Here is a 24575-nt window from a genome sequence, read left to right as displayed (position 1 = left end):
AACGGTGGTGGTGACCCCGGCAGGACTCGAACCTGCTGCCTCAAGTTTAGGAAACTCGCGCTCTATCCTGATGAGCTACGGGGCCACTTGCGCCGCACCTTAACGGTTTCGCCGGCAAGGTGAAAGTGGCTTTTGGGGGAAGCGCCTCCTCACGGCGTCAGTCGGAATAGCGTTCCTCCAGCCACGGGTCGGCGTGGTTGTTGTAGCCGCGGACCTCCCAATAGCCTTTGCGGTCGCCAGCCAGCAGTTCGATCCGCTTCACCCACTTGGCGCTTTTCCAGAAATACAGCTTGGGCAGCACGATGCGCACCGGGCCGCCATGGTCGCGGCTGATCGGCTGGCCTTCCCAGGTCGTGGCGAGCAGCACGCCGTCGTCGTCGAAGTCCGACAGGGCGACGTTGGTGGTGTAGCCGTCGAAGGAATGGAAGACGACGAAGCGCGCCTCCGGCTTCGGCCGGGCCAACTCCAGCAGGCGGCGGGCGCTGACGCCCTCCCACCGGTTGTCGTAGCGCGACCAGGTGGTGACGCAATGGATGTCGGAGACGAAGCTCTCCTGCGGCTGGGCCTGGAAATCGTCCCAGGTCCAGGACAGCCGGTTCTCCACCAGCCCGTCGACGGCGAGCGTCCAGTTGTCCGTCGTCACCTTCGGCGTGATGCCGAGGTCCAGCACCGGCCAGTCGGTCACCAGACGCTGGCCGGGCGGCAGCCGGTCGCGCGCCGGGTCGGCGGCGTGGCCGGTCAGCGCGCGGCCGTCGCGCGCCCATTGCTCCTTGGTGGCGACCAGCTTGTCGCGGACGGAACCGTCCTGCCCGATCCGTTGATCCGGTTCCAATCCGCTGCTTCCGTCCGATCCGGCGGGTGTGTCGTTCATGGCTCGTCCTTTTCTCCGATTCCGGCTTTTCCGGCAGGGGTCCCGCTTAAAAAAGGAACAGACAGTCGGGTTGGCAAGCGGAAGCGGGAGAACTAACTTCCCGAAGCCCGGCATATTGGAGCCACAGTTCCGCGCCAGGGTTCCGCTTTGCCGCTGTTTGCCACCGCTTTCCGAAGACCAGCCGAGTGATTTGCCGATGATCCGGTCCGCAACGCCTGCCGCACCCGCCCTTGCACGGGGCTGGCGTTTGTTTTTGTCCGGCGGCTTCGCCGTCCTGCTGCTTGCGGCTCTGCTCGCCGGGGTGGGGTTGGCGGGCTCCGCCGCGCTGGCCGCGTCGCCGGCACCGGCCGCCGCTGCTCCGGCCGCCGCCCCGGCCACCGGTGCCGCCACCCCAGCCTCCGCCGCCCCGGTGGTGGTCGACGAGGGGACCGTGCAGCAGCTGGAGGCGCTGGTCGGTACGCTGGAGAACCAGGATGCACGCACCCAGCTGGTCAGCCAGTTGCGCAACCTGATCGCCGCCCAGCGCGGCCTCGCCCAGGCCAAGGAGGCGGAGGGCGAGTCGGCGCTGCCGCAGACCCTCGGCGCCCGCGCGCTCTCCTTCCTGGCGGCGCGGATGGACGTGGTCAGCCGCCAGCTGGTGCAGGTCGCCAACGTCTTCTCCGACCTGCCGGGGGCGCTGTCCTGGGTCCAGCGGCAGGCGCAGGACGACACCGCCCGTGAACGCTGGGTGCAGATCGGCATCCAACTGGCGATGATCCTCGGCATCGGCGCGGTGGCGGCCCGCGGAATTGCCTGGCTGCTCAGCCGGCCGCGACAGGCGATGGCGGCCCGCCATGTCGGCTCCCCCCTGCTGCGCATCCCGATGCTGCTGGGCCGCGCGGTGCTGGAACTGGCGCCGATCCTCGGATTCATCGTCGTCGCCTACACGATCCTGTCGGTGACGGAGCCGGCGCCGCGCGTGCGGCTGGTGGCGCTGGCGGTGGTGAATGCCACCGTCATCACCCAGGCGCTGCTGATCCTGGTGCGGATGCTGTTCGCGCCGGACGCGCCCAACCTGCGGCTGGTCCACACCAGCGATGCCGGGGCGCGCCGCTGCTACATCTGGTCGCGCCGGCTGATCGCGGTGGCGGTCTACGGCTATTTCCTGGCGGAGGGCGCCTATGTGCTCGGCCTGCCGCTGGGTGCCTATGGCGCGCTGCTGAAGCTGTTGGGCGTGGTGATCGCCGGCATGCTGATCGCGCTGATCCTGCAGAACCGCGTCGGCGTCGCCGAGTGGATGCGCGGCAACCCGCTGTCAGGCGACGGCGATCCGCTGGCGACCGCCCGGCGCGAGGCGGAAGGGCAGGGGGCGGTCCTGCGCACCGCGCGCCGCCGCTTCGCCGAGATCTGGCACGTGCTGGCCATCCTCTATGTCGTGGTGACGTTGGGCGTGTGGGTGCTGAACGTTTATGGCGGGTTCGAGTATCTGGCCCGCGGCACCGCCGTGACCGTGCTGTCGGTGGTGGTGGCGCGTCTGCTGGTGACCGGGCTGAACCGGACGCTGCGCCGCGGCCTGACGATGAACCGCGAGCTGGCCGGCAACCTGCCGCAGCTCCACACCCGCGCCTTCCACTATCTTCCCATCGTCCAGCGCATCGGCAAGGTCATCATCTGGCTGGTGGCGCTGGGGGCCGCGCTGAACGGCTGGGGCGTCGACACGCTGGGACTGGTCGAGTCGGCCGCCGGCCGCCGCATCGTCGGCAGCGCCATCTCCATCGGCCTGCTGCTGGCCGGCGCCATCGTCGCCTGGGAGGTGGTGAGCGCACTGATCGAGCATTTCCTGCGCACCACCGACAAGAACGGCGCCCGCATCGAGCGCAGCGCCCGCATGCGCACGCTGCTGCCGCTGCTGCGCAACGCTTTTCTGATCCTGCTGGTGACGATGGTGTCGCTGATCACCCTGTCGGAACTGGGCGTCAACATCGCGCCGCTGCTGGCCGGTGCCGGTGTCGTCGGTCTGGCCATTGGTTTCGGCTCGCAGACCCTGGTCAAGGACATCATCACCGGCCTGTTCATCCTGTTCGAGGACACGGTGTCGGTCGGCGACGTGGTGGATGTCGGCGGCGGCCATTCCGGCACGGTGGAGGCGATCTCCATCCGTTCCATCCGCCTGCGCGACGGGGCCGGCGCCGTCCATTCCGTGCCCTTCAGCGCCGTCACCACCGTGAAGAACATGAGCAAGGACTTCTCGGTCACGCTGTTCAACATCACGGTGTCCAACCGCGAGGATCCCGACCGCATCATCGCCGCGTTGAAGGAGACCGGCGCCGAGGTGCAGGCGCAGCCGCAGTTCGCCGCCGACATCCTGAACCCGCTGGAGGTGCTGGGCGTCGACAAGCTGTCTGACACCGGCATCAACATCCTGGCCCAGTTCAAGACCCGCCCGACCCGCCAATGGGGCGTCACGCGCGAGTTCAACCGCCTGCTGAAGAAGAAGTTCGACGAGCTGGGCATTTCCATGCCGACCCAGTCGATGCAGCTGGTCGTCGGCCAGAACCCGCACGACCGTGCGCTGGCGGAGGCGCTCAGCCAGGGGTCCTGACGGCCAGGGCTCCAACCAAGGGCCAAGCTCCGACTGTACCGGAAAGGGAACCGCCCGGCTTTGCCGGGCGTTTTCCTTTGTCCGTCCGATGAACCGGAGCGTGCTGCAAAATGCTCAGCGATGCCTTTTCCCGTTTCGCCCGCTGGATGGAGCGTCAGTCCGGCCGGCCGGGTGCCTTCGTCACCGCCTTCGCGGTTGTGCTCATCTGGGGCCTGACCGGGCCGCTGTTCCACTTCTCCGACACATGGCAGCTGGTGATCAACACCGGCACCACCATTGTCACCTTCCTGATGGTGTTCATCATCCAGAACGCCCAGAATCGTGACACCCAGGCCATACACCTGAAGTTGGACGAGTTGATCCGCGCCACCCACTCCGCCCGCAACGGCATGATCGACCTGGAGGAGATGCCTGAAACCGAGGTGGCGAAGGTGAAGCGCAGCTTCGAACACCTCGCCAAGACGGCCGAGTGCCTGGACCACCGCATCGACGAGAAGGTGGAACGCGCGGTCGAACGCGAGGTGGACGAGGAACTGGACGAACGCGGGGTGCCCGATCCGCCGGATCGGCGATAGAAGGCATTCCGTCGGATCGGCGGTAGAGAAGGCTTTATTCGGCGGGAGCCGGCGGGCAGGGTGGACGGCGCCAGGCGCGCAGAGCGTCGTCCAGCGCGCGGGCGAAGGTGGAGCGTTCGGTCGGCGACAGGAAGGACCCGACCCCCACCGACTGGCCATGCGAACTCAGCGTGACCTGCCCGGCCGGACCACGGCGGTCGTGGTCGGCACGCTCGTCGTGGGTGATCCGCAGCCAGTAGGGATGGAAGGACCAGCGGCGTTCCGGCGCCTTCCAGTGGACGCGCTGCACCGTCAGCGCGCTCTCCGTCAGCTGCACCCGCTCATACTGGCGGGCGGAGCGGTAGCTGACGCGGAAGGCCAGCCACAGCGCCAGCACGTCCAGCCCGCAGAAGGGCACCACCGGCCAGGCGCCATGGGAGACGAAGATGCCGGCCACGATCAGGTTCATCACCACCACCACGCCCATCAGAACCCGGAAGCCGTTGCGGCCAAGGCTGCGGTGCGGATGGAGGATGGCGTCGAAGAACACGCGCACGGCACCGCTTCCGCCGCCGCTCTCCGCAGGGGTGGGGCCGTCGCCGGGCTGGCCATCAGGCTGGGGGCCGCAGATGTCGATGGGCATGGCCGCCATCCTAACCCAGCGGAGGCCGGCAAAAAACCGTGACGAAGACGGGGTTATGCCGCCTTCGACACCATCGGCACCGCGCCGCCGTTCAGCACCCAGGCCATGGCGCTGTCCATTCCGGTGAAATCGGCCCCTGAATGATCGGTAGCGGAGAAATCGGCAGCCGGTCCACCGTCAAGCTCTCCGGCAAGGTCGCCGTCGGCCGGCGTCACCTTGGCCTGGACGAAAATCCGCGCCTGATCGTCGGTGCCCGCCGCGATCATCGCATCGGCCATCACCGAGGCCCAGTGCCAGTCGGTCATCACCACCGCGCAGCGCAGTTGGCCGCAGCGTCGCGCGAGCTTCATCAGGGCGACGACGATCTCCGGCCGGAACCCGTCGGCCTCGAAGCGGTCGAACTCGACGAGGCTGCTCCATGGCGTGCCGCGGGCGCCCAGGTTGGCGCAGTGCACCTCCACCTGCCGGGCGACGGCGTCGCGCTGCTCCATCGACAGGGTGCCCTGCAACCGGACATGCAGGCCCCAGTCCTTTATTTCCACAAGATAAGACGCGCTCATTTCGAAATACCCTTATCCGATCTGAACGCCACAACCCGGAAGATCCGTGGTTCGATTGACGGCATTCAAACGGTGCCTTGGCAGTTAGCAAATCATACGCCACCGTCGAAGGAGCCGGAAAGCGGGATTCCTGCGACCAAATCTGTTGGATTGACGTCAATTACTCCAACTTTTGTCGCAAATTGCGACGCAACGCTGCAGTTTGGACACCGACTCAAGACTGGGGCTCAAGACTGGCCGCCATCCGATCGTGACGGCACGCCCCGCCTCTGGCGCAAGCCCGGCCGTTGCGGCTATGGTGGCGGCCATGAAGCCCGCCGCCATCCAGGAATTCTTCCGCCGCCTGTCCGCTGCCAACCCGGAACCCCGGAGCGAGCTGGAATACGTCAATCCTTACACGCTGCTGGTCGCCGTGGTGCTGTCCGCCCAGGCCACCGACATCGGCGTGAACAAGGCGACCGGTCCGCTGTTCAAGGTCGTCACCACGCCCCAGCAGATGGTGGCGCTGGGTGAGGAAGGGCTGCGCCAGTACATCAAGACCATCGGCCTGTTCAACACCAAGGCCAAGAACGTCATCCGCCTGTCGGAACTGCTGATCGAGCGCCATGGCGGCGAGGTGCCGCGCGACCGCGAGGCGCTGGAACAGCTTCCCGGCGTCGGCCGCAAGACGGCGAACGTCGTCCTGAACGTCGCCTTCGGGGAGGAGACCATCGCGGTCGACACCCACATCTTCCGCGTCGGCAACCGCACCGGGCTGGCTCCCGGCAAGACGCCGGACGCGGTGGAGGCGAAGCTGCTGAAAGCGGTGCCGAAGCTCTACCGCCGCCATGCCCACCATTGGCTGATCCTGCACGGCCGCTATGTCTGCAAGGCGCGCAAGCCGGACTGCCCGATCTGCCCGGTCGCCGACCTCTGCGGCTACAAGGACAAGATCATCGCCTGATCCCTGAGGGGAAACGCAGAACGCCCGGCATGGCGGGAGCCAGCCGGGCGTTGCTTTGCGTGCCTTGCGCTTCGGAAAGCGGGTCAGACGGCCTCGGCCGCCGGAACCTGCCCGACGGGCGCCTGGGCCGGCGCCTGAACCGGGGCCGGAGCGGCGGCGGGCTTGGCGCTGTACAGCTGGATGTCGCCGATCAGCTGGCCGCCGGCATCGACCGCCAGCTCGCCGAAGCGGATCGAGCCGGTGATCCTGCCGGTGGAGCGGACGGTCAGACGGCCGCGGACGGAGATGTCACCCTCGAAGCGGCCGGCGATGTCGGCCTCCTCGATCTCGACGGAGCCCTTGAACAGGCCGCTCTCGGCGATCTCGACCGAGCGGCCTTCGCGCAGCTTGGCCTCGACCGTGCCCTCCACCACCAGCACGTCGCAGGAGCCGATCTCGCCGGTCAGGGAGATGTCGCGGCCAACGGTCAGGCGGCGCTGCTCCGGCATGGCGGGAGCCATCGGGGCCTGGGCGACCGGAGCCTGGACGGGCGCCTGGGCTGCGTGAGCCGCCGCCGGGGTGGCGACGGGAATCGACGGCTGGCGCGGGGCGGAGCCCGGCATGTCGACGACCCGGCGCGGCACGTCGGGCTTGAAGCCGGCACCCGGCATGGACGGCGCGGACGGGGGCTTGGGGATGCTGTTCATGTCGGGTCCCTTCGAGGCGGAAGGCATGTCGGGATAGGCCGGAGAGGCGCTCTGCGGATCGGTCAGGGCGTGGGCCATGCTGGGTGCGGCGTCTCCGGCCGCCACGGCGGATACCGGGGCGGAGGCCGGATGGTGTCCAGGAGCCTGTGCCGGATTGTTGAGGGAGGCGAGCGGCGACGAGACGGCGCCGGGCTCGCCCGGGGTGTACGGACGGACACCCGGCTGCGGCGGGACGGGGCTGTCTGCCTTGGGAGCGGCGGGCGGTGTCTTTCGTCCGAACAGCATGAGCGGTTCCCCCAATCTGGACATGCGGGTGGCGGGATGGCCTGGAAGTCGAAAGGCCCGGTGCCGGAAGCGCGCCGCCGGGAAGGCGGGCGCCGCAGGCGATATCCGGGCAGGCGACGGCGTGCGGCCGTGCCGCCTAGCGGCGTATCACGGTCGTCCGGCCCGCCGCAAGGGGAGCCGACATGGACTGTAGGACATGAACCATGAAGGCGCTGGCGACGACCGGGACCAGCAAATTGACGAAGGGGATTGTCGAAAGGAAGGCAATGACGGTCCCGGCCAAAAAAGGTTTCAGCGGCCGGGCCCGCCGCATCGCCCGCGCCGTGGCGCGGTCCATCCGGCGGTGCGCCACCATCTCGAAATATTCCCGCCCCAGCAGATAGCCGTTGACGGTGTAGAAGACGATCAGGTTCAGGCCGGGCGCGAAGATGTAGACCGGCAGCGCCAGCAGGTTGATCGCCAGCACCAGCAGCAGGAACCGCAATGCCGTCGCCAGTTCCTCCAGCCAGCCGGCATGGCGCGGAGCGGGCAGGGCGGGGTAATGCCGCGCCTCCACCCGCTCCACCACCTCGTCCAGAAAGAAGCTCGACACCGTGCCGACGGTGGCCGGGAACAGCAGCCACGCCAGCACCAGCACCCCCAGCCCGCCCATCACGTCGATGGTGGCATCGACCCAGCCGTAACCGGTCAGCGGCGTCACCGACAGCGCCCACCATGCGCCGCCGGCCAGCAGGGCATAGGCGATCACCGAAACGAGCACGCCGATCCACACCACCCGGCGCACGCGCGGGTCGGACAGCTGGGCGAAGGCAAGCACGAGGGCGCGGATCATCGGCGGTCCGTGGATCGGTTGAGGAGGAGGGGAGAACGGACGCCCGCATATCTACGGTGGCCGGGCGCCGGGTTCCAGTCCCCCCTTCCGTCATCCCATCAGGCCAGCGGACTGAACACCAGCGCCGCGTTGGTTCCGCCGAAGCCGAAGCTGTTCGACAGGGCATGGCGGATGCGCCGTTCCTTCGGCCGCAGCGGCACGAGGTCCAGGTCGCAGCCCTCCGACGGCGCCTCCAGGTTCAGGGTGGGCGGCGCCACCTGATCGCGCAGCGCCAGGATGGCGAAGATCGCCTCCACGGCGCCCGCCGCTCCCAGCAGATGGCCGGTCGCCGATTTGGTCGAAGACATGGAAAGGCCGGCCGCCGCCGGGCCGAACAGGCGCTTGACCGCCGCGATCTCCACCGGGTCGCCGGCGGGGGTGGAGGTGGCATGGGCGTTGACGTAGTCGACGGCGTCCGGCGCCAGCCCCGCCCGCTTCAGCGCGGCGCGCATGGCGCGGAAGGCGCCGTTGCCGTCCTCCGCCGGGGAGGTGATGTGGTAGGCATCACCCGACAGGCCGTAGCCGGTCACCTCGGCATAGATCCTGGCCCCGCGCCGTTTCGCGTGCTCCAACTCCTCCAGCACCAGCACGCCGGCTCCTTCGCCCATGACGAAGCCGTCGCGGTCGCGGTCCCAGGGGCGCGATGCGCGGGCCGGGTCGTCGTTGAAGCCCGTCGACATCGCGCGGGCGGCGCAGAAGCCCGCAATCCCCAGCCGGCAGATCGCCGCCTCGCTGCCGCCGGCCAGCATGACGTCGGCATCGTCCATGGCGATCAGCCGGGCGGCGTCGCCGATGGCATGCGCCCCCGTCGCGCAGGCGGTCACCGCGGCATGATTCGGTCCGCGGAAGCCGTGGCGGATCGAGACATGGCCCGACGCAAGGTTGATGAGGGTCGACGGAACGAAGAAGGGCGAGATGCGGCGCGGTCCCTTCTCGTGCAGGGTCAGCGCCGCCTCGGCCAGACCCGGCAGGCCGCCGATGCCGGAGCCGATCATCACGCCGGTGCGCTCCTGCGCCTCCGCGTCCGTCGGGCGCCAGCCGGCATCGGCTACCGCCTCTTCCGCGGCGGCGAGCGCCAGAAGGATGAAACGGTCCATCTTGCGCTGGTCCTTGGGCGGCACCACCGCATCCGCGTCGAAGGCGGCGTCGCCGCTGTCCGGCACCTGGCCGGCGATGCGGCAGGGCAGGTCGGCGGCATCGACCCCGCTCACCGCCCGGATGCCGCTTCGGCCGTCCAGCACGGCGCGCCAGCTCGGCGCCACGCCGGCACCGAGCGGAGTGACGGCGCCAAGGCCGGTGACCACGACTCGTCTCATTCGGTTTCGTCCTTTTCAGGGATCGTCAATTCCGGACGCAGCCGGTCCGGCCGGATCGGTTCGCCGCTGTTGCGATCGACCAGCACCGGTTCGACCGGCTGCCCGGTCTCGCGGTCGACCAGCCGGAACGCTCCGTCGGGCAGCAGCCAGCGTCCGCCCCAATCGGCCATGGCGATCAGCACCGGCAGGAAATCCCGTCCCTTGTCGGTCAGGTGGTAGCCGTGGCGCAGCGGGCGTTCCTGGTAGGGCCGCCTTTCCAGCAGCCCGGCCTGAACCAGGGCCTGCAGTCGCCGGGTCAGCATGTTGGTGGCAAGCCCGATGCTGCGCTGGAACTCGTCGAAGCGGGTAACGCCCAGCATCGCGTCGCGCAGGATCAGCAGGGACCACCATTCCCCGACATCGTCGAGGCCGCGGGCGATGGGGCAGGGGAAGTCGGTCAGCCGGGTGCGTCGCATGGCGGCGACTGTCTCACAGTCACTTTCATCATGCAAGTGACTGTGGTCGGCTCCAACCCGCGGGAGTTTCGGGAGTGCTTCCAGGAGCCGCACTTGTGATGCGGGCGGCGGTCGCTATACTCGCGCCGCAATTCCGCCCATACCGCGAGATCCCTCAGGAGAACCCATGGCCACGTCTGCCTACGACGTCACCGGCATCGGCAACGCCATCGTGGACGTGATCGCCCACGCCGATGACGCCTTCCTCGCCGCCAACACCATCGAGAAGGGGGCGATGACGCTGATCGACGCCGCCCGGGCGGAGGAGCTGTACGGCCGGATGGGGCCGGGCGTCGAGGTCTCCGGCGGCTCGGCCGGCAACACCATGGCGGGCATCGCCATGCTCGGCGGTCGCGGCGCCTATGTCGGCAAGGTCGCCAAGGACCAGCTGGGCGACGTGTTCCGCCACGACATCCGCGCCTCCGGCGTCGCCTTCGACAGCGCGCCGCTGCTGGGTGGGGCGCCGACCGCGCGCTGCCTGATCCTGGTCACGCCGGACGCCCAGCGCTCCATGAACACCTATCTCGGCGCCTGCGTCGAGCTGGGGCCGGAGGACATCGACGAGGCGCTGATCGCCGGGTCGCAGGTGACCTATCTGGAAGGCTATCTGTGGGATCCGCCCCGCGCCAAGGAGGCCTTCCGCAAGGCGGCTGAGATCGCGCACGCCGCCGGCCGCAAGGTGTCGCTGTCGCTGTCCGACAGCTTCTGCGTCCACCGCCACCATGCCGAGTTCGTCGATCTGGTGGAGCGCCACGTCGACATCCTGTTCGCCAACGAGCACGAGATCGGCGCCCTCTACGGCACCGACAGGTTCGAGGACGCGCTGGCGGCGGTGAAGCGTCTGGGCAAGACCGCGGCGCTGACCCGCAGCGAGAAGGGCGCCGTCATCGTTTCCGGCGGCGAGGTGGTCGAGGTGGCGGCCGAGCCGGTGGAGCGGGTGGTCGACACCACCGGCGCCGGCGATCTCTATGCCGCCGGTTTCCTGTTCGGCCATACCCGCGGCCTGTCCCCGGCGGTCTGTGGCCATCTGGGCGCCGTCGCCGCGGCGGAGATCATCAGCCATGTCGGCGCCCGGCCGGAAGTGAACCTGCGCGAACTGGTCGCCGCCAAGGGCCTGCTGGCGTAAGCCGTCCCCCGGGCGCGATTTGCGCGTCAAATCGCGAAGACGTTGCCGGCCGCGTTGCATTCTGCAACTGCGGCCGGTTCCGTTTTGGGGTTAATTCAACTGATCATCGATCACGGGACGTTCCGGCACCGTGATCCTGGCGCACAGCAGCGCCATCGCCGTCCCGCTGTCGGGGGCGGCCACCGCCCAACGCTCCGGCCGGTCCGGTCGCGGGACGGTCAGCAGCCACAGCCGGTCTTTCTCGCCGAAGCGTTCGTTGAAAAGTGTGTATTCGCGCGGCCCCTGCCGGCGCAGGTCGTTCAGCCGGGTTTGCAGCTCCACCGCTTGGGCGTTGCGCACGGCGATGGCCTCTTCCGCCTGCCGCAGTTCCGTCTCCTGGTGGTGCATGTCGCGGCGTAGCGACTCGGTGGTTCGGGTCAGCTCCGTCCGTCCCTGATGCAGCTGCGAGCGGCGGCGCTGGACGGCGGCGATCCGGTTGCCGATCCGCAGAATGGATACGGTGATCCAGCTGAGGCAGGCCATCAGGATCACCATTTCCAGCACGAGCAGCAGCGGCGTCTGCGCGCTCATCGTCCCTCCGCTCCTCCGGCACGCTCCTTGCGTGCTTGCGCCGGCGTTTCAGCAACGGGCGTGCCAAGAGCGGCTGCGAGTATCGGGGCGATGGGGCAAGGGATGGGGTGGTGATGGAGGCGGTGCGGACGATCCTCGACTCGGCGGTTCCGCTGGTGGCGGCGCTGGCGGTGCTGTGCCACCTGTGCTGGGTCGGCATCCGGCACAGCTGGGACCGGGTCGCCGGGCTGGACCGGCTGCGCCAGTCGGTGGTGCCCCTGAAGGAACGCCAGCGCGGGGAGACCGAGGCGCTGGCCGACCTGACCTGCCGGCTGGAGGAGGCGAAGGGCCGGCTGTCGGCTGCCGAACAGCGGGTCGGCCATCTTCAGCGCCAGATCGATGCGGTGGACAAGGAATCGCCGGTCTTCCTGCACATCCTCGGCCTGCCCGCAGGCAATCGCCGCGCCTTCCGGGCGGAGGTGCAGTACGACACCGCCGTCGCCACCGCCGCCCGCGCCGCGGGAAAGCCGGTGAACCCGGTCTGGCGTTATGACAACCGGGTGCTGGTCCATGCGCTGGACCTGCAGTCTGCCCGGCGCGAGGCGGAGCACGTCTTTCCGCACAAGGCCGGCTTCAAGGTCTTCTTCCACGCGCCGGTGCCCTGATACCTCCCTCTTGCGCCGGGATTCCAGCCCCAAAGGCCGGCTCTGCGGTCTTCCGCCACAGCGTCGGCTCGGGTAAGCTGCCGGTCCCGCCGCCCATCCTGAACTTCCCGACAGATTGCCGATTCATGCAAGTCTACCTGCCGATTGCCGAGATGTCGGTCAACGCGCTGCTGGTGCTCGGCATGGGCTGGCTCGTGGGGTTCCTGTCGGGGATGTTCGGTGTCGGCGGCGGATTCCTGATGACGCCGCTGCTGATCTTCATCGGCGTTCCCCCCGCCATCGCCGTCGGCACCCAGGCCAACCAGCTGGTCGCCGCCAGCGTGTCGGGCGTGCTGGCCCATTGGCGGCGCGGCAACGTCGACGTCAAGCTGGGCGTGGTGATGCTGGCCGGCGGCGTGATCGGCACCGCGGTGGGGGTGTGGATCTTCGGCATCCTTCAGCGGCTGGGCCAGATCGACATCGCCATCACCCTGTCCTACGTCTTCTTCCTGGGCACCATCGGCGGCATGATGCTGGTGGAAAGCAGCCGCGCCATCCTGCGCCGCCGCGCGCCGACGGCGAAACGCGGCAAGCTGCACCGCCACATCTGGCTGCACGGCCTGCCCTTCAAGATGCGGTTCCAGCGGTCGAAGCTGTACATCTCCGCCCTGCTGCCGGCGGGGATCGGGGCGGTCGGCGGCATGCTGGTGGCGATCATGGGCATCGGCGGCGGCTTCCTTCTGGTGCCGGCGATGATCTATCTGCTGAACATGCCGGCCGGGCTGGTCGCCGGCACCTCGCTGTTCCAGATCATCTTCACCACCGCGGCGGCGACCCTGCTGCAGGCCGCCACCAACCAGACGGTGGACGCCATGCTGGCGCTTCTGCTGCTGATCGGCGGCGTGATCGGCGCCCAGTTCGGAACGAAGGCGGGCAGCCGCCTGCGCGGCGAAACCGCCCGGCTGGCGCTGGCGACCATCGTCGTCGCGGTGGCGCTGAAGCTGGCCTGGGATCTGTTCTCCCGCCCCGACGACCTGTTCACCCTGACCACGGGGTTGAGATGATGGCGGGGCGGAAGAAACGCAGGCTGATCCAGGCCGCCGCGGCGCTGGCCGGGCTGCTGCTGGGCGGCACGGTGGCGGCGACGGTGTGGGCGCAGCAGCTGGTCGCCGACCTGTCCAGCCACCTGATCGCCATCACCACCGGCTTCACCGGCACGGAGGTCGTGCTGTTCGGCACCACCGACGGGGCGGGCGACGTCGCCATCGTCGTCACCGGCCCGCGCGGCCCCGCCACTGTCCGCCGCAAGCAGCGGGTGGCCGGCATGTGGATGAACACCGACAGCGTGCGCTTCGAGCAGGTGCCGAGCTTCTACACGGTGGCGGTCAGCCGGCCGCTCGACCAGCTGGTCGGCCGCCCGGTTCTGGAACGCCAACAGCTGGGGTTGCCGCAGCTGCAATTGCCGGCCGACGCCACCCTGCCGCCGGAGGAGCTTGCCGCCTACCGCAGCGCGCTGATCCGCAACAAGCAGCGCCAGGGGCTTTACGCAATTTCCATGGGACAGGTCGCCTTCCTGGGCGAACGGCTGTTCCGCACCAACATCTATTTTCCGGCAAACGTCCCGACCGGGCTGTACAATGTCGAAGCCTTGCTGATTCGCGACGGCGACGTGGTCAGTGCCCAGACCACGCCGCTGGTGGTGTCCAAGATCGGGTTCAGCGCCGAAGTGTCGGACTTCGCCCGCAACCGCCCGGTCATCTACGGGGTGGCCGCCGTCGTCGGCGCCATCGCGGCCGGCTGGGCGGCCGGCGCCGCATTCCGCCGGATCTAAGCCGAGAGGGTGATCGAGATGAGCGACGCGACGCAGTCCACGACGCCGGAAACGCCCACCCAGCCGCCGGCTCCCAAGCCGGTGCGCATCTTCCTTGTGGTGGTCGACGACAGCCCGGAGCTGAAGGTGGCGCTCCGCTATGCCTGCCTGCGCGCCCGCAAGTCGGGCGGCAAGGTGGCGCTGCTGACCGTCCTGGAAAAGGGCGAGATGCAGCACTGGCTGGCGGTGGAGAACCTGATCCGCGAGGAACAGCGCGCCGAGGCGGAGCAGATGCTCCAGAAGCTGGCGCGCGAGGTCAACCAGCTGACCGGCACCCTGCCGGCGCTCTATGTCCGCGAAGGCAACCGCACCGAGGAGGTGCTGGCCCTGATTGGGGAGGAGCCGAGCATTTCCATCCTGGTGCTGGCCGCCGGCACCGACCCGGAAGGCCCCGGTCCGCTGATCTCCTACTACACCGGGCGCGGCCTGGGGCGGCTGCGCATCCCGCTGACCATCGTGCCCGGCGGGCTCAGCAACGAGGCGCTGGACGCGATTACGTAAGTAAGGATAGGGGACACGGTCAGAGCGCGCATGCCGGATGCCGAATACCCACACAGTCCGGGTCCTTGATCCGCCCGGCGATTCGGCCCAAATTTCCCCCAATCGTGCCGCGGCCCAATCCCGGGCGCGCCGGCGGTTCCATTCCGCCGCCGATGGAGGACCAGACCATGTTCATTCAGACCGAGCAGACGCCCAACCCGGCGACTCTCAAGTTCCTGCCGGGGCGTGACGTGCTCGGACGCGGCACCGCCGACTTCACCAGCCGCGAGGATGCCGCCCGTTCGCCGCTCGCCCAGCGCCTGTTCGAGATCGACGGCGTCGTCGGCGTCTTCCTGGGCGCCGACTTCATCACCATCACCAAGACCGATGCGCGTGACTGGTTCCTGCTGAAGCCGTCGATCCTCGGCGTCATCATGGAGCATTTCACCGCCGACCGCCCGGTCCTGCTGGAGGACGGCGGCGACGGCCATGCCGCGGCGTCGAATGCCGACGACGAAGAGATCGTCGAGCAGATCAAGGAACTGCTGGACACCCGCGTCCGCCCGTCGGTCGCCCAGGACGGCGGCGACATCACCTTCCAGGGCTTCGAGCGCGGCGTCGTCTATCTGGCGATGAAGGGGGCCTGCTCCGGCTGCCCCAGCTCGACCGCCACGCTGAAGCACGGCATCGAGAACATGCTGCGCCACTACATCCCCGAAGTGGTCGAAGTCCGCGCGGTCCAGTAATCCGCTCTCCGGTTATGCCGGTCCGCCCTTGATGCGGCGGGCCGGCATTCCCATGCTGGCGGGATGATCATCTCCGCCAGCTACAAGACCGACATTCCCGCCTTCTACGGGCGCTGGTTCCTGAACCGCCTGGACGCCGGCTATTGCCGGATGGTCAACCCCTATGGCGGACAGACCTACCGCATCGACCTGACCCGGCCGGTGGTCGACGGCTTCATCTTCTGGACCAAGAATCTGGGACCGTTCCTCGGCGCGCTCGACAGCGTGGCGGAGCGGGGCTTTCCCTTCATCGTGCAGTACAGCGTCACCGGCCTGCCCACCGCGCTGGAACGCTCGGTTCCCGATTGGGAGACGGCGGTCGGCCATATGGCGCGGGTGCGCGAGCGCTGGGGACCGCGGGCGGTGGTCTGGCGCTACGACCCCATTGCCTTCACCGACGCGACCCCGCCGGACTGGCACCGCGAGACCTTCGCCCGGATCGCACGTGCGCTGCACGGGGTGACCGACGAGGTGGTGGTCTCCTTCCTGCAGCCCTACCGCAAGACCGCCCGCAACCTCGCCGCCGCCGGCATCGGCTGGCGCGACCCGGAGGCGGAGGAGAAACGCGCGCTGCTGGCGGAGTTGGCGGAGATCGCGGCGGGGGAGGGGATGGCGCTGACACTCTGCACCCAGCCGGAACTGGTGGGGGCGCCCGGCACGGCGCCGGCTCGCTGCGTCGATGCGGAGAGGCTGTCGGATGTCGCCGGCTATCCGGTTGCGGCCAGGGAGAAGGGAAACCGGCCCGGCTGCCTCTGTGCGGAGAGCCGCGACATCGGTGACTACGACAGCTGTCCGCACGGCTGCGTCTACTGCTATGCCGTTGCCGACCGTGGCAAGGCCCAGCAGCGCTTCGCCGCGCATGATCCTGAGGGGGAGTTTCTGGTGGCGCGGCGGTCAGCCACCGCCTGAGAGTGACGGCCCCGCCCGTTCAGGCGGGGCCGCTTCCCTCACGCTACTGAACGCAGGCCATGGTCGCCGGCCAGATCGGCGATGCTGACGATGGGCAGATCGTGCTCCACGGCGAAGGCAACCAGCTCCGGCAGGCGGGCCATTGTGCCGTCGGGGTTCATCACCTCGCACAGGACACCGGCGGGCTTGCGGCCGGCCCGGAACATCAGGTCGATGGTGGCCTCGGTATGGCCGCGGCGGGCGGCGAGGCCGCCGGGATTGGCGCGGATCGGGAAGACATGGCCCGGCCGCGCCAGGTCCTCGGGCCGGCAATCTTCAGCTATGGCCGTTCGGATGGTGGTGACGCGGTCGGCGGCCGATACCCCGGTGGTGACACCGGTTCGGGCCTCGATCGATACCGTAAAGGCAGTGCCGAAGCGGGCGCTGTTGGCCGACACCATCGGCGGAAGATCGAGCCTTTCCAGTCGTTCTTCCGGCAGGATCAGGCAGACAATTCCGCTGCAGGTCCGGATCAGGAAGGCCATCTGGTCGATGGTAATGGCATCGGCCGGGTAGATGATGTCGCCTTCATTCTCGCGGTCGTCATCGTCGACTACGATGACTCCGCCGCCCTTGCGGATGCGCTCGACTGCGAGGGCGATCCGCTCTTCCGGCGTACCGAAACGGGAAAGAAGGCCATCATGGGTCTGGGGCTGATTCATGGTTCTCACTCCAAAAATTGGGCGAGCCTGAATCAGGGCGCAAAAGAGATCCTCCGGCATCGGGAAGCAATGCATCCACGGTGTCGGCGCAAGCCATCGCCGTCACCCCGGTCCAGGCTTTACGTCCGGCATGGGTGGCTGCGTAGCCAGCTCATTCTCTTCCATCCGGACTGTAACCGTCGGCCCCGGCCTTGCACCGGGTCTGCTGTCCCCGTGGCGGGTGCCACGGGCGCTCGCGGGCTCCCCTTCAGTTGAAGGGATACCGCCGGTCGGGAGTTTCACCCTGCCCTGAGAACAAGCATATGTCGCCGCCTGTTTGCGGACGGCGGCCTCAGCTTCGTGGGCGGAGTGGTGTCTGTCAAGGGTGCGGGTGACGGGTGCGCACAGGCTTTACGGACAAACCTTCCGCACCGTCTCCACCAGCTTTTCCGGGTTGAACGGCTTCACCAGCCAGCCGGTGGCGCCGGCTTCGCGGCCGGCGGACTTCTTGGCGGGGTCGGCTTCGGTGGTCAGCAGCAGGATCGGGGTGGCGCGGTTGAGGGACGAGCCGCGGATGGCGCGGGTCAGCGCCAGCCCGTCCAGGCCCGGCATGTTCAGGTCGGTGATGATGCAGTCGAACTTGCGCTGGTTGACGAGCGCGAGGCCGGCATTGCCGTCCGACGCCTCCGCCACCTCATAGCCGGCGCCTTTCAGCGTGAAACCGACCATGTCGCGGATGGTCTTGGAATCGTCGACGGTCAGGACGCTCTTGGTCGCAGAGGGGGGCATGAAAGGCGGCTCCGGTTGCTCGGCCGAAAGGAATAAGGGAAAGGCCTAGGCAATTTCCCGGCGACCGTCAACCGCTGGCGTTCCTTACCCCGAACAACGCCAAACCCCCGGTCCGGCGGCATCGCCGCTGAACCGGGGGGTTGGCAGAGGCGATATGGTTACGCCTTCGTATCGACGTGCTGGCCGCCGGCGTCACCGCCCTTGGCGACGCCGACCATCGCCTCGCGCAGCAGGCGGCCGTGGATGGTGTAGCCGGGCTGCAGGACCTGGACGACGGTGCCGGCGGCCTTGCCGGTGTTCTCGATCTCGAACATCACCTGATGGAAGTTCGGGTCGAACGGTTCGCCGGCCGGGTCCAGCTTCTTGATGCCGGCGCGGTCGAAGGCGGCGAACAGCTGGCGCTCGGTCGCCTCGACGCCGACGGCAAGGCCCTTCAGCATCTCGTCCTGCTCGCGGCCCTCGGCGGGCACGGCGTCCAGCGCGCGGCGCAGGTTGTCGGCGACCGACACCAGTTCCTTGGCGAAGCTGGACACGGCGAACTTGCTGGCGTCCTCGCGGTCGCGCTGGGCACGGCGGCGGGTGTTCTCCGTCTCCGCCATGGCGCGCAGAAGCTGGTCCTTCAGGCTGGCGACCTCGGCTTCCAGCTTGGCGACGCGGTCCTCGGGCGAACCGGTTTCCGCAGCGTTGGCGGCGGCGGTCTCGGCGGTGGCCTCGGTCGGCTCCACCGTGGCGTCGGAGGGCTTGTTCTGCTCTTCGCTCATGGTTTTCTCAATTCTTGCTTCGTCAAAAGGCGGAGTGAGTGAGGGAGGCGGCGCTCAGCCGATCAGCCGGCTGACCACCTTGGCGGTGTAATCCACCAGCGGAATGATGCGGGCGTAATTGATGCGGGTCGGGCCGATGACGCCGATGGCGCCGATCACCTGTTCCCGGCTGTTCTGGAAGGGGGAGATGATCATCGAACAGCCGGAATGGCTGAACAGCACATTCTCGGCACCGATGAAGATCTGCACGCCGTCGCCGCGCCCGGTGGCGTCCAGCATGCGCAGCATCGTCTCCTTGGTCTCCAGCGCCTCGAACAGGCCGCGCACCCGCTCCAGGTCGGAGAGCGCGGTGACGTCCTCCAGCAGGCGGGACTGGCCGCGGACGATCAGCTGGCCGGCGTTCGACCCGCCGCTGCCGGCCCAGGTGGCCAGACCGGCGGCGACCACCTTGCGCGACAATTCGTCCAGCTGGGTCTTCTGCTGCTCGATCTCCTGCAGCACCTCCTGCCGCGCCTCGTCCAGCGTGCGGCCGGCGAGCTTGGCGCTGAGGAAGTTCGACACCGTCTGCAGGGTGGAGGTCGGCACCCCCATCGGCACCTCGATCACCCGGTTCTCGACCAGCCCGTCCTCGTTCACCAGGACGACCAGGGCGCGACCGGGGCCGAGCGACACGAATTCGATATGCTTCAGCGGCCGGTCGGTCTTGGGCGCCACCACCAGCCCGGCGCAGTGCGACAGGCCGGACAGCATGGTCGACGCCTCGCCCAGCACGTCGGCGAAGGCGCGGCCGGAGGCGGAGCATTTCGCTTCGATCGAGGCACGCTCGTCCTCGGTCAGCGACCCGATTTCCAGCAGGCCGTCGACGAAGATGCGCAGGCCGGCGTCGGTCGGAATGCGGCCGGCAGACGTGTGCGGGGCATAGAGCAGCCCCTGCTCCTCCAGGTCGGCCATCACGTTGCGGATGGTCGCGGGCGACAAGGCCATGCCAAGCCGCCTGGAGATCGTGCGCGAGCCGACCGGTTCGCCGGACGCGACATAGGCGTCGACGATCAGCCGGAAAATCTCGCGCGATCGCTGGTTCAGCTCGTTGATCATGGACTAGGGCGGTCGGGCTCTGTTCGGGCTGGGCGGCTGCGGAACGGAAGTTCCGTCAACCGGTCCGAATTTAGGCAGGTCCGACCGCCGAATCAACGTGCGGGGCGAAGAAGCCCCGCCACCATGCGACCTTGAAACGGTCGCAAGGCCGTTTCATCACGACCGCTCGACGCCCCTTACTGCTCCGCCAGGAAGTTGCGGTACTGCGTGGCGATGGCGGCGACCGCCGCCTCGTACAGCTGCCGGCCATGCTCCGGGCGGGCGAGGCCGGGGGCGGAGCCGATGCGGCCGTCGGGATAACGGCGGCGGAAGTCACGGGCGTCGTGGAAGCCGCCGGCCGGCGCCTGTTCCGGCTCCAGCGCCGCGGTCTTGATCGAGTCGGGATAGGCGTACTGGGTCAGCGACACCTCGCTGGGGGTGGCGTGCGAGCCCTCCTTGCCCTGGTACAGCTCGCGCGACAGGCGGGCGACCTCGCCATTCTCCCACCAGCTCACCAGGGCGCAGCGCAGGTCCGGCGCATCGCGGCCGCGCAGCGCCCGGTTCTCCGCATGGATCTCGTAGAAGGCGGCGCGGACGGTGGCGATGTTGCCGCCATGGCCGTTGACGAAGAAGAAGCGCTCGAACCCGTGTTCGGCCAGCGAGCCGACATAGTCGCGCAGCAGGGCGATCAGCGTCGACGGCTTCAGCGTCATCGAGCCGGGGAATTCCATATGGTGCACGGCCATGCCGACCGGGATGGTCGGGCCGACCAGCGCGCCGGTGGCGTCGCCGACGCCCTTGGCGATGACCTCGGCACAGATAGCGTCGGTGCCGACCAGCCCGTTCGGCCCATGCTGCTCGGTCGAGCCGATCGGCATGATGATGCCCTTGGAGGTCTTGAGGTAGGTTTCGACCTCGGCCCAGGTGCTCAGGTGAAGCTGCACGGTGGCGGATCCTTTTCGACGATGCTTGCCGGTAATGCGGCCGGGAATGCGTTGGCCCTCATGTTAGGCGGCCAGACGGCCGCGACAACCGCTCCCTGCGCCGGGCGGGCATGACGGGGCCGTGGCGATGGCCGTCCTCATCCCGCGCTGGCGCATTGCTCCGGCGGTGACTACAATCGCGTGTAATTGGCCCGCATGGGCGTCTGTTCCGGGGTGCGGTGGTGGTTGCGCGCGTCAACACGGTGGCGTTCCAGGGCATCGAGGTGCTGGGGATCGACGTTCAGGTCCAGATGTCCGGCGGAATCGTCGCCTTCACCGTCGTCGGTTTGCCCGATAAGGCGGTGGGCGAAAGCCGGGAGCGGGTGCGCGCCGCGCTGCATGCGCTGGGGCTGGCGCTGCCGGCCAAGCGCATCACCGTCAACCTCGCCCCTGCCGACGTGCTGAAGGAGGGCAGCCATTTCGACCTCCCCATCGCGCTCGGCCTGCTGACGGTGATGGGGGTTCTGCCGGATGCGGAGATCGCCCGCTATGTCGCGCTGGGCGAGCTGGCGCTGGACGGCGCGTTGACACCGGTGGCCGGCGTGCTACCCGCCGCCATCGACGCGCTGGCCAACGACCGCGGCCTGATCTGCCCGGCCGCCTGTGGTGGCGAAGCGGCCTGGGCCGGTCCCGATCTGGACGTGCTGGCGCCGGCCAACTTGCTGGCCCTCATCAACCATTTCAAGGGCACCCAGGTTCTGACCCCGCCCAAGCCGCGGCTGCAGGAACAGGACGCGCCGCCGCCCGACCTGCGCGACGTGAAGGGCAACGAGACCGCCAAGCGCGCACTGGAGGTCGCCGCCGCCGGATCGCACAACCTGCTGATGATCGGGCCGCCCGGATCCGGCAAGTCGATGCTGGCCGCCCGCCTGCCCGGCCTGCTGCCGCCGCTCGACCCGGCGGAGGCGCTGGAGGTGTCGATGATCCACAGCGTCGGCGGGCTGCTGGAGGGTGGGCGTCTGCTGCGCCAGCGCCCCTACCGCGCGCCGCACCAGTCCGCCAGCCTGCCGGCACTGGTCGGCGGTGGCACGCGGGCTAAGCCGGGCGAGATTTCCCTGGCGCACCAGGGCGTTCTCTTCCTAGACGAACTGCCCGAATTCCCACGCGCCCTGCTGGAGGCGCTGCGCCAGCCGCTGGAGACCGGCAAGGCGGTGGTCAGCCGTGCCAACCATCATGTAACCTATCCGGCGCGTGTGCAACTGGTGGCGGCGATGAATCCCTGCCGCTGTGGCCATCTCGACGATGCCTCGCTCGCCTGCGCGCGGGCGCCGAAATGTTCCGCAGATTATCAATCTAAAATAAGTGGACCGCTGTTCGATCGTATCGATCTGCATATCGACGTGCCGGCGGTCAGTCCCGCCGACCTCAGCCTGCCGCCTCCCGCCGAGGGAAGCGCCGACATCGCCGCCCGCGTTGCCGTCGCCCGCGCCATCCAGGCGGAACGCTATGGCGGCTTCGGTCCTTACCCGGCCGGCCGGGCGGTGCGGACGAATGCCGAGGCCGACGGCGAACTTCTGGAGAAGGTGGCCTCCCCCGACGCCCCCGGCCGCGCCCTGCTGACCGAGGCGGCGGAGCGGCTGAAGCTGTCCGCCCGCGGCTATCACCGGGTGATGCGGGTGGGGCGGACCTTGGCCGATCTGGACGGGGTCGAGGGGGTCAGGCGTCGCCACATCGCGGAGGCGCTGAGCTACCGGCGGATCGCGCCGGGGCGGTAGCGCTCCGGCGAGCGCCGCTGTCGGGGCCGCGCTTCAGATCGGTTGCGATCGTCAGCAGTCTGCCGGGGCGGGTCGGCCGATCAATTGCCGCAGCCGCCGTTCGAGCCCGCGGCCATATTTCACCACGGTGCCGGCCCACAGCCGGTTTTGCCAGTTCACCGCGGCCCGGCGATTGACGAAGAGGACGTCGGTGTTGTCCAAGGAGAATGGCAACATATGAAATCCCAGCGACCGCATCCGCTGTTTCACCGCCTCCACCGCCGGCCGCATTTCGGGATAGAAGAAGTCGTGGAACTCGACGGTGATCTGATCGATGTCCGAGAACTCCTCGTCCGCAGCGGCCGCGAACATGTCCAATTCGGCACCCTCGATGTCGATCTTCAACAAGGCGATGCGGCCGATGCCGGAGCGGCGCCGGAACTCCGCCAGGGTCATGGCTTCGGCCCGGATGGTCCGAATTGCCTGTTCTCCCGGAGAACGGTTGAAGCCGCTCGCACAGCGGTCCGGATAGACATGGATGTCCAGGCTGCCCGATGCGCCGGAAATCGCAACCTGCTGAAGCGTCAGCCTGGGATGTCGGGCGATCTGTTCGGCACATTCAGGGACAGGCTCGGCTGAAAAGACCTTGCAGCCATACCGCTCGATGACGGTGTGCGCGAATTTTCCTTCATTGCAGCCGAAATCGAGCACAATGGAATTCTCGTCGATCAGTGAAAAAAATGTGTGCTCACAAATTCGGTCCAGTTTAATCATTTCCAATCCTCTACCCGTTAATTAAAAATTTCAATATTTTTGTGAATGTATTTAGCAATATATCCAGATGTTATTTCAGAAAGTCACGGCCCCTCGAACACCGGCGGCTTGCCCGCCCCCGGACAGACGGTCGCCGGCACCGACTCCTGCTCCACGAAGGTCACGGCGGCGGCCATGGCGCAGTCCTCGCTGGAGGTCACGATGTGGCTGGCGGCGCGGAAGACCAGATGGCGGCTCTTCGGCAGGGTGGCGGCGGCACGGTCGCCCCAGTCCGGCGGGGTGACGGGGTCGTAGGCGCCGGACAGCAGCAGGACCGGCACCGGGCTGGCGACCGGCAGGCGCTCGGCAGGTTCCTGATGGCCGGCGGGCCAGAGACGGCAGACGCGCCGGCCCGGATCGTCGGCGGCGACGAGCCCGTAGGGAGCATAGCGGCGGGCGTTGTCGGTGCGCTTCTGCGGATCGGCATTGTTGACCGACTCACGGCATTCGACGGAAAAGGCCAGCCCGTCGGCGACCTCTGGATCGCCCAGCCAGTTGGTCGGCGCCCATTCGGCGAGGGTGGCATATTGGCCGCGGATGGCGCGGTCGAGCATGATCGGCAATGCCGGCACCGCTTCACTGACCGCCATCGCCTCCAGCCCGGCGGCGATGATCGCTCCGCCGGTCAGCCGTAGGACACGGCGCGTCTCATGATCGCCGACCACGATATCGACGGGATTGCGATCCAGCCGCTCGACCAGCGAGAGGAAGCGCTTCTCCAGGTCGGGAAAGGCGGAGCGGCAGGTCCGGTTGGCGGCGCAGTCGTCGAACAGCCGGCGGTAGGCACGCTGGGCCAGCCCGGCCGTCTCCTCCTGCGCGTTGACGTCGGGCGGATAGATGCTGTCGAACACGGCGGTGCGGACGCGGCCGCCCTGCCGCCGCAGGATCTCCAGCCCGACGCGCGTGCCGTAGGACACCGCGAACAGGTTCACCCGTTGGGCGCCCAGCGCCGTCGCAATGTCCAGCGCATCCTCCGCCGCAACGGGGGTGGAGAACTGCGTGGTATCCAGCCCGGCCGCCTCCAGCCGCGCGACGCAGGCGCTGATTGCGGAGCGTTCCGCCGCCGACCGCTGCTCGCGCGTCTGCGGCCGGGTGCCGCGGGTGGCGTCGACGGCGTCCAGCTCCGGGCAATCGGTGTCCGGCTCCGCCCGGCCGACGCCGCGCGGGTCGAACAGGATCAGGTTGCGGGTGCGGCGGAAGGGGGCCGACAGCTCCCACCACACCTCCATCCGCTCTTCCGTCGCCTGGCCGATGCCGAAGGGGGAGGCGCCGGGACCACCCTCCAGAAACAGCACGGGGTCCGGGTCGGGCTGGCGCGCGGTGCTGAGCAGCACGGCGACCGGCAGGCGCAGGCTGCGGCTGTTGGCGCGGTCGCGGCGTTCCGGCACCGCCACCGTCCCGCACAGCGCCGCTTCTCCGTCGGGAACGGTGAACCAGCAGGGGCCAGGGGTGAAGCGGGTCTCCGCCGCCGCGGGCAGGGCCAACAGCGTACCCATCACCACGGCAACCGCCGCGAGCGCAGCCCGCAGCTTGCGGGCGAAGCGCACCGCTATCGGCCATGCGGGAGAGGAGAGGATGGACACGGACGGACGACCTGGACCTGATGGATGGAGT

General features: G+C 68.6%; 26 protein-coding genes, 1 tRNA gene and 1 riboswitch. Of the genes, 11 read left to right on the top strand and 16 right to left on the bottom strand.

The window, feature by feature from the left end; genetic code table 11:
• Positions 1–8: 8 nt before the first annotated feature.
• Both M5E06_RS12075 and M5E06_RS12070 read right to left on the bottom strand, forming a co-directional pair.
• Positions 9–85 (bottom strand) — tRNA-Arg (locus M5E06_RS12075).
• Positions 86–157: 72 nt separating this feature from the next.
• Positions 158–871 (bottom strand): sulfite oxidase-like oxidoreductase, encoded by a 714-nt coding sequence (locus M5E06_RS12070; protein WP_252138329.1) that lies wholly within the window; start codon positions 869–871, stop codon positions 158–160.
• 247 nt (positions 872–1118) lie between these two features.
• Here M5E06_RS12070 and M5E06_RS12065 point away from each other — a divergent pair, with 247 nt between their 5' ends.
• A complete protein-coding gene (locus M5E06_RS12065) occupies positions 1119–3452 on the top strand; it encodes a mechanosensitive ion channel domain-containing protein (RefSeq protein ID WP_252138328.1) in 2334 nt (777 codons plus the stop codon).
• A gap of 110 nt (positions 3453–3562) precedes the next feature.
• Positions 3563–4027 (top strand): low affinity iron permease family protein, encoded by a 465-nt coding sequence (locus M5E06_RS12060; RefSeq protein WP_109149761.1) that lies wholly within the window; start codon positions 3563–3565, stop codon positions 4025–4027.
• Between the two features lie 34 nt (positions 4028–4061).
• Here the strand turns inward: M5E06_RS12060 and M5E06_RS12055 are convergent, their stop codons facing one another.
• Together M5E06_RS12055 and M5E06_RS12050 are read right to left on the bottom strand one after the other, a co-directional pair.
• Positions 4062–4649: a DUF2244 domain-containing protein gene (locus tag M5E06_RS12055; RefSeq protein WP_252138327.1), complete on the bottom strand. Its 588-nt coding sequence runs from the start codon at positions 4647–4649 to the stop codon at positions 4062–4064.
• Between the two features lie 53 nt (positions 4650–4702).
• Entirely contained in the window at positions 4703–5209 is a 507-nt protein-coding gene (locus M5E06_RS12050) for a hypothetical protein (protein WP_252138326.1), read from the bottom strand.
• 307 nt (positions 5210–5516) lie between these two features.
• Between M5E06_RS12050 and nth the strand changes: the two genes are divergently transcribed.
• Positions 5517–6152, top strand: a complete 636-nt coding sequence (gene nth / locus M5E06_RS12045; RefSeq protein WP_252138325.1) for an endonuclease III — start codon at positions 5517–5519, stop codon at positions 6150–6152.
• Between the two features lie 83 nt (positions 6153–6235).
• Here nth and M5E06_RS12040 read toward each other — a convergent pair whose 3' ends face one another.
• From M5E06_RS12040 to M5E06_RS12025, 4 genes are all read right to left on the bottom strand, one after another.
• Entirely contained in the window at positions 6236–7123 is an 888-nt protein-coding gene (locus M5E06_RS12040) for a bactofilin family protein (protein ID WP_252138324.1), read from the bottom strand.
• 136 nt (positions 7124–7259) lie between these two features.
• Entirely contained in the window at positions 7260–7955 is a 696-nt protein-coding gene (locus M5E06_RS12035; protein ID WP_252138323.1) for an EI24 domain-containing protein, read from the bottom strand.
• A gap of 98 nt (positions 7956–8053) precedes the next feature.
• Positions 8054–9310 carry a beta-ketoacyl-ACP synthase II gene (fabF, locus tag M5E06_RS12030; RefSeq protein ID WP_252138322.1) on the bottom strand — a complete coding sequence of 419 codons (1257 nt, stop codon included), beginning with the start codon at positions 9308–9310 and terminating at the stop codon, positions 8054–8056.
• Positions 9307–9765, bottom strand: coding sequence for a winged helix-turn-helix transcriptional regulator (locus M5E06_RS12025; protein ID WP_252138321.1), 459 nt, complete (start codon positions 9763–9765; stop codon positions 9307–9309). Before M5E06_RS12025 ends, fabF begins: the two co-directional genes overlap by 4 nt.
• A 166-nt stretch (positions 9766–9931) precedes the next feature.
• On the opposite strand from M5E06_RS12025, the gene M5E06_RS12020 reads away from it, so the two are divergent.
• Positions 9932–10930 (top strand): adenosine kinase, encoded by a 999-nt coding sequence (locus M5E06_RS12020; RefSeq protein WP_252138320.1) that lies wholly within the window; start codon positions 9932–9934, stop codon positions 10928–10930.
• Positions 10931–11020: 90 nt separating this feature from the next.
• On the opposite strand, the gene M5E06_RS12015 is transcribed toward M5E06_RS12020, so the two are convergent.
• Positions 11021–11500 (bottom strand): hypothetical protein, encoded by a 480-nt coding sequence (locus tag M5E06_RS12015; RefSeq protein WP_252138319.1) that lies wholly within the window; start codon positions 11498–11500, stop codon positions 11021–11023.
• Positions 11501–11613: 113 nt separating this feature from the next.
• Here M5E06_RS12015 and M5E06_RS12010 point away from each other — a divergent pair, with 113 nt between their 5' ends.
• The 6 genes from M5E06_RS12010 (at position 11614) to M5E06_RS11985 (ending at position 16167) form a co-directional block, all read left to right on the top strand.
• Positions 11614–12144 (top strand): hypothetical protein, encoded by a 531-nt coding sequence (locus tag M5E06_RS12010; RefSeq protein WP_286208652.1) that lies wholly within the window; start codon positions 11614–11616, stop codon positions 12142–12144.
• A 125-nt stretch (positions 12145–12269) separates the two neighbouring features.
• A complete protein-coding gene (locus M5E06_RS12005; protein WP_252138318.1) occupies positions 12270–13187 on the top strand; it encodes a sulfite exporter TauE/SafE family protein in 918 nt (305 codons plus the stop codon).
• Positions 13184–13954 carry a TIGR02186 family protein gene (locus M5E06_RS12000; protein WP_252138317.1) on the top strand — a complete coding sequence of 257 codons (771 nt, stop codon included), beginning with the start codon at positions 13184–13186 and terminating at the stop codon, positions 13952–13954. The genes M5E06_RS12005 and M5E06_RS12000 overlap by 4 nt, the downstream gene beginning before the upstream one ends.
• A gap of 18 nt (positions 13955–13972) precedes the next feature.
• Positions 13973–14494, top strand: a complete 522-nt coding sequence (locus M5E06_RS11995) for a universal stress protein (protein WP_252138316.1) — start codon at positions 13973–13975, stop codon at positions 14492–14494.
• Between the two features lie 167 nt (positions 14495–14661).
• Complete coding sequence (locus M5E06_RS11990; RefSeq protein ID WP_252138315.1) at positions 14662–15219, top strand: NifU family protein; 558 nt, start codon at positions 14662–14664, stop codon at positions 15217–15219.
• A gap of 63 nt (positions 15220–15282) precedes the next feature.
• On the top strand, positions 15283–16167 hold the full coding sequence (locus tag M5E06_RS11985) for a DUF1848 domain-containing protein (RefSeq protein ID WP_252138314.1): 885 nt from the start codon (positions 15283–15285) through the stop codon (positions 16165–16167).
• Between the two features lie 38 nt (positions 16168–16205).
• On the opposite strand, the gene ribB is transcribed toward M5E06_RS11985, so the two are convergent.
• The 5 genes from ribB to M5E06_RS11960 all read right to left on the bottom strand — a co-directional run bounded on the left by ribB (position 16206) and on the right by M5E06_RS11960 (position 20415).
• Positions 16206–16868 (bottom strand): 3,4-dihydroxy-2-butanone-4-phosphate synthase, encoded by a 663-nt coding sequence (gene ribB, locus M5E06_RS11980; protein ID WP_252138542.1) that lies wholly within the window; start codon positions 16866–16868, stop codon positions 16206–16208.
• Between the two features lie 149 nt (positions 16869–17017).
• Positions 17018–17168, bottom strand: a riboswitch (FMN riboswitch).
• 90 nt (positions 17169–17258) lie between these two features.
• Positions 17259–17636 (bottom strand): response regulator, encoded by a 378-nt coding sequence (locus M5E06_RS11975; protein ID WP_252138313.1) that lies wholly within the window; start codon positions 17634–17636, stop codon positions 17259–17261.
• A 158-nt stretch (positions 17637–17794) separates the two neighbouring features.
• Positions 17795–18397, bottom strand: coding sequence for a nucleotide exchange factor GrpE (grpE, locus tag M5E06_RS11970; RefSeq protein WP_109074868.1), 603 nt, complete (start codon positions 18395–18397; stop codon positions 17795–17797).
• 54 nt (positions 18398–18451) lie between these two features.
• A complete protein-coding gene (gene hrcA / locus M5E06_RS11965; RefSeq protein ID WP_109149745.1) occupies positions 18452–19492 on the bottom strand; it encodes a heat-inducible transcriptional repressor HrcA in 1041 nt (346 codons plus the stop codon).
• A 176-nt stretch (positions 19493–19668) separates the two neighbouring features.
• Positions 19669–20415 (bottom strand): creatininase family protein, encoded by a 747-nt coding sequence (locus tag M5E06_RS11960; protein WP_109149744.1) that lies wholly within the window; start codon positions 20413–20415, stop codon positions 19669–19671.
• 221 nt (positions 20416–20636) lie between these two features.
• Here M5E06_RS11960 and M5E06_RS11955 point away from each other — a divergent pair, with 221 nt between their 5' ends.
• Positions 20637–22169: a YifB family Mg chelatase-like AAA ATPase gene (locus M5E06_RS11955; RefSeq protein WP_252138312.1), complete on the top strand. Its 1533-nt coding sequence runs from the start codon at positions 20637–20639 to the stop codon at positions 22167–22169.
• 51 nt (positions 22170–22220) lie between these two features.
• Here the strand turns inward: M5E06_RS11955 and M5E06_RS11950 are convergent, their stop codons facing one another.
• Together M5E06_RS11950 and M5E06_RS11945 are read right to left on the bottom strand one after the other, a co-directional pair.
• Entirely contained in the window at positions 22221–22922 is a 702-nt protein-coding gene (locus M5E06_RS11950) for an FkbM family methyltransferase (RefSeq protein ID WP_252138311.1), read from the bottom strand.
• 83 nt (positions 22923–23005) lie between these two features.
• On the bottom strand, positions 23006–24544 hold the full coding sequence (locus M5E06_RS11945) for an alpha/beta fold hydrolase (protein WP_252138310.1): 1539 nt from the start codon (positions 24542–24544) through the stop codon (positions 23006–23008).
• Positions 24545–24575: the final 31 nt, after the last annotated feature.

The sequence above is a fragment of the Azospirillum sp. A1-3 genome (assembly GCF_023806445.1).
Lineage (GTDB): Bacteria > Pseudomonadota > Alphaproteobacteria > Azospirillales > Azospirillaceae > Azospirillum.
The sequence above is the reverse complement of the archived record's forward strand: the minus strand, read 5'-3'. Positions and strand labels throughout refer to the sequence as shown.

Bases quoted from the DNA above. Each gene is read 5' to 3' on its own strand.
- M5E06_RS11985 (WP_252138314.1), top strand. From the start codon at position 15,283: ATGATCATCTCCGCCAGCTACAAGACCGACATTCCCGCCTTCTACGGG.
- M5E06_RS12000 (WP_252138317.1), top strand. From the start codon at position 13,184: ATGATGGCGGGGCGGAAGAAACGCAGGCTGATCCAGGCCGCCGCGGCG.
- M5E06_RS12025 (WP_252138321.1), bottom strand. From the start codon at position 9,765: ATGCGACGCACCCGGCTGACCGACTTCCCCTGCCCCATCGCCCGCGGC.
- M5E06_RS11975 (WP_252138313.1), bottom strand. From the start codon at position 17,636: ATGCCCCCCTCTGCGACCAAGAGCGTCCTGACCGTCGACGATTCCAAG.
- nth (WP_252138325.1), top strand. From the start codon at position 5,517: ATGAAGCCCGCCGCCATCCAGGAATTCTTCCGCCGCCTGTCCGCTGCC.
- M5E06_RS12040 (WP_252138324.1), bottom strand. From the start codon at position 7,123: ATGCTGTTCGGACGAAAGACACCGCCCGCCGCTCCCAAGGCAGACAGC.
- hrcA (WP_109149745.1), bottom strand. From the start codon at position 19,492: ATGATCAACGAGCTGAACCAGCGATCGCGCGAGATTTTCCGGCTGATC.
- fabF (WP_252138322.1), bottom strand. From the start codon at position 9,310: ATGAGACGAGTCGTGGTCACCGGCCTTGGCGCCGTCACTCCGCTCGGT.
- ribB (WP_252138542.1), bottom strand. From the start codon at position 16,868: ATGAATCAGCCCCAGACCCATGATGGCCTTCTTTCCCGTTTCGGTACG.
- M5E06_RS12010 (WP_286208652.1), top strand. From the start codon at position 11,614: ATGGAGGCGGTGCGGACGATCCTCGACTCGGCGGTTCCGCTGGTGGCG.
- M5E06_RS11950 (WP_252138311.1), bottom strand. From the start codon at position 22,922: ATGATTAAACTGGACCGAATTTGTGAGCACACATTTTTTTCACTGATC.
- M5E06_RS12055 (WP_252138327.1), bottom strand. From the start codon at position 4,649: ATGCCCATCGACATCTGCGGCCCCCAGCCTGATGGCCAGCCCGGCGAC.
- M5E06_RS12005 (WP_252138318.1), top strand. From the start codon at position 12,270: ATGCAAGTCTACCTGCCGATTGCCGAGATGTCGGTCAACGCGCTGCTG.
- M5E06_RS12060 (WP_109149761.1), top strand. From the start codon at position 3,563: ATGCTCAGCGATGCCTTTTCCCGTTTCGCCCGCTGGATGGAGCGTCAG.
- grpE (WP_109074868.1), bottom strand. From the start codon at position 18,397: ATGAGCGAAGAGCAGAACAAGCCCTCCGACGCCACGGTGGAGCCGACC.
- M5E06_RS12050 (WP_252138326.1), bottom strand. From the start codon at position 5,209: ATGAGCGCGTCTTATCTTGTGGAAATAAAGGACTGGGGCCTGCATGTC.
- M5E06_RS12020 (WP_252138320.1), top strand. From the start codon at position 9,932: ATGGCCACGTCTGCCTACGACGTCACCGGCATCGGCAACGCCATCGTG.
- M5E06_RS12035 (WP_252138323.1), bottom strand. From the start codon at position 7,955: ATGATCCGCGCCCTCGTGCTTGCCTTCGCCCAGCTGTCCGACCCGCGC.
- M5E06_RS12070 (WP_252138329.1), bottom strand. From the start codon at position 871: ATGAACGACACACCCGCCGGATCGGACGGAAGCAGCGGATTGGAACCG.
- M5E06_RS11995 (WP_252138316.1), top strand. From the start codon at position 13,973: ATGAGCGACGCGACGCAGTCCACGACGCCGGAAACGCCCACCCAGCCG.
- M5E06_RS11990 (WP_252138315.1), top strand. From the start codon at position 14,662: ATGTTCATTCAGACCGAGCAGACGCCCAACCCGGCGACTCTCAAGTTC.
- M5E06_RS12015 (WP_252138319.1), bottom strand. From the start codon at position 11,500: ATGAGCGCGCAGACGCCGCTGCTGCTCGTGCTGGAAATGGTGATCCTG.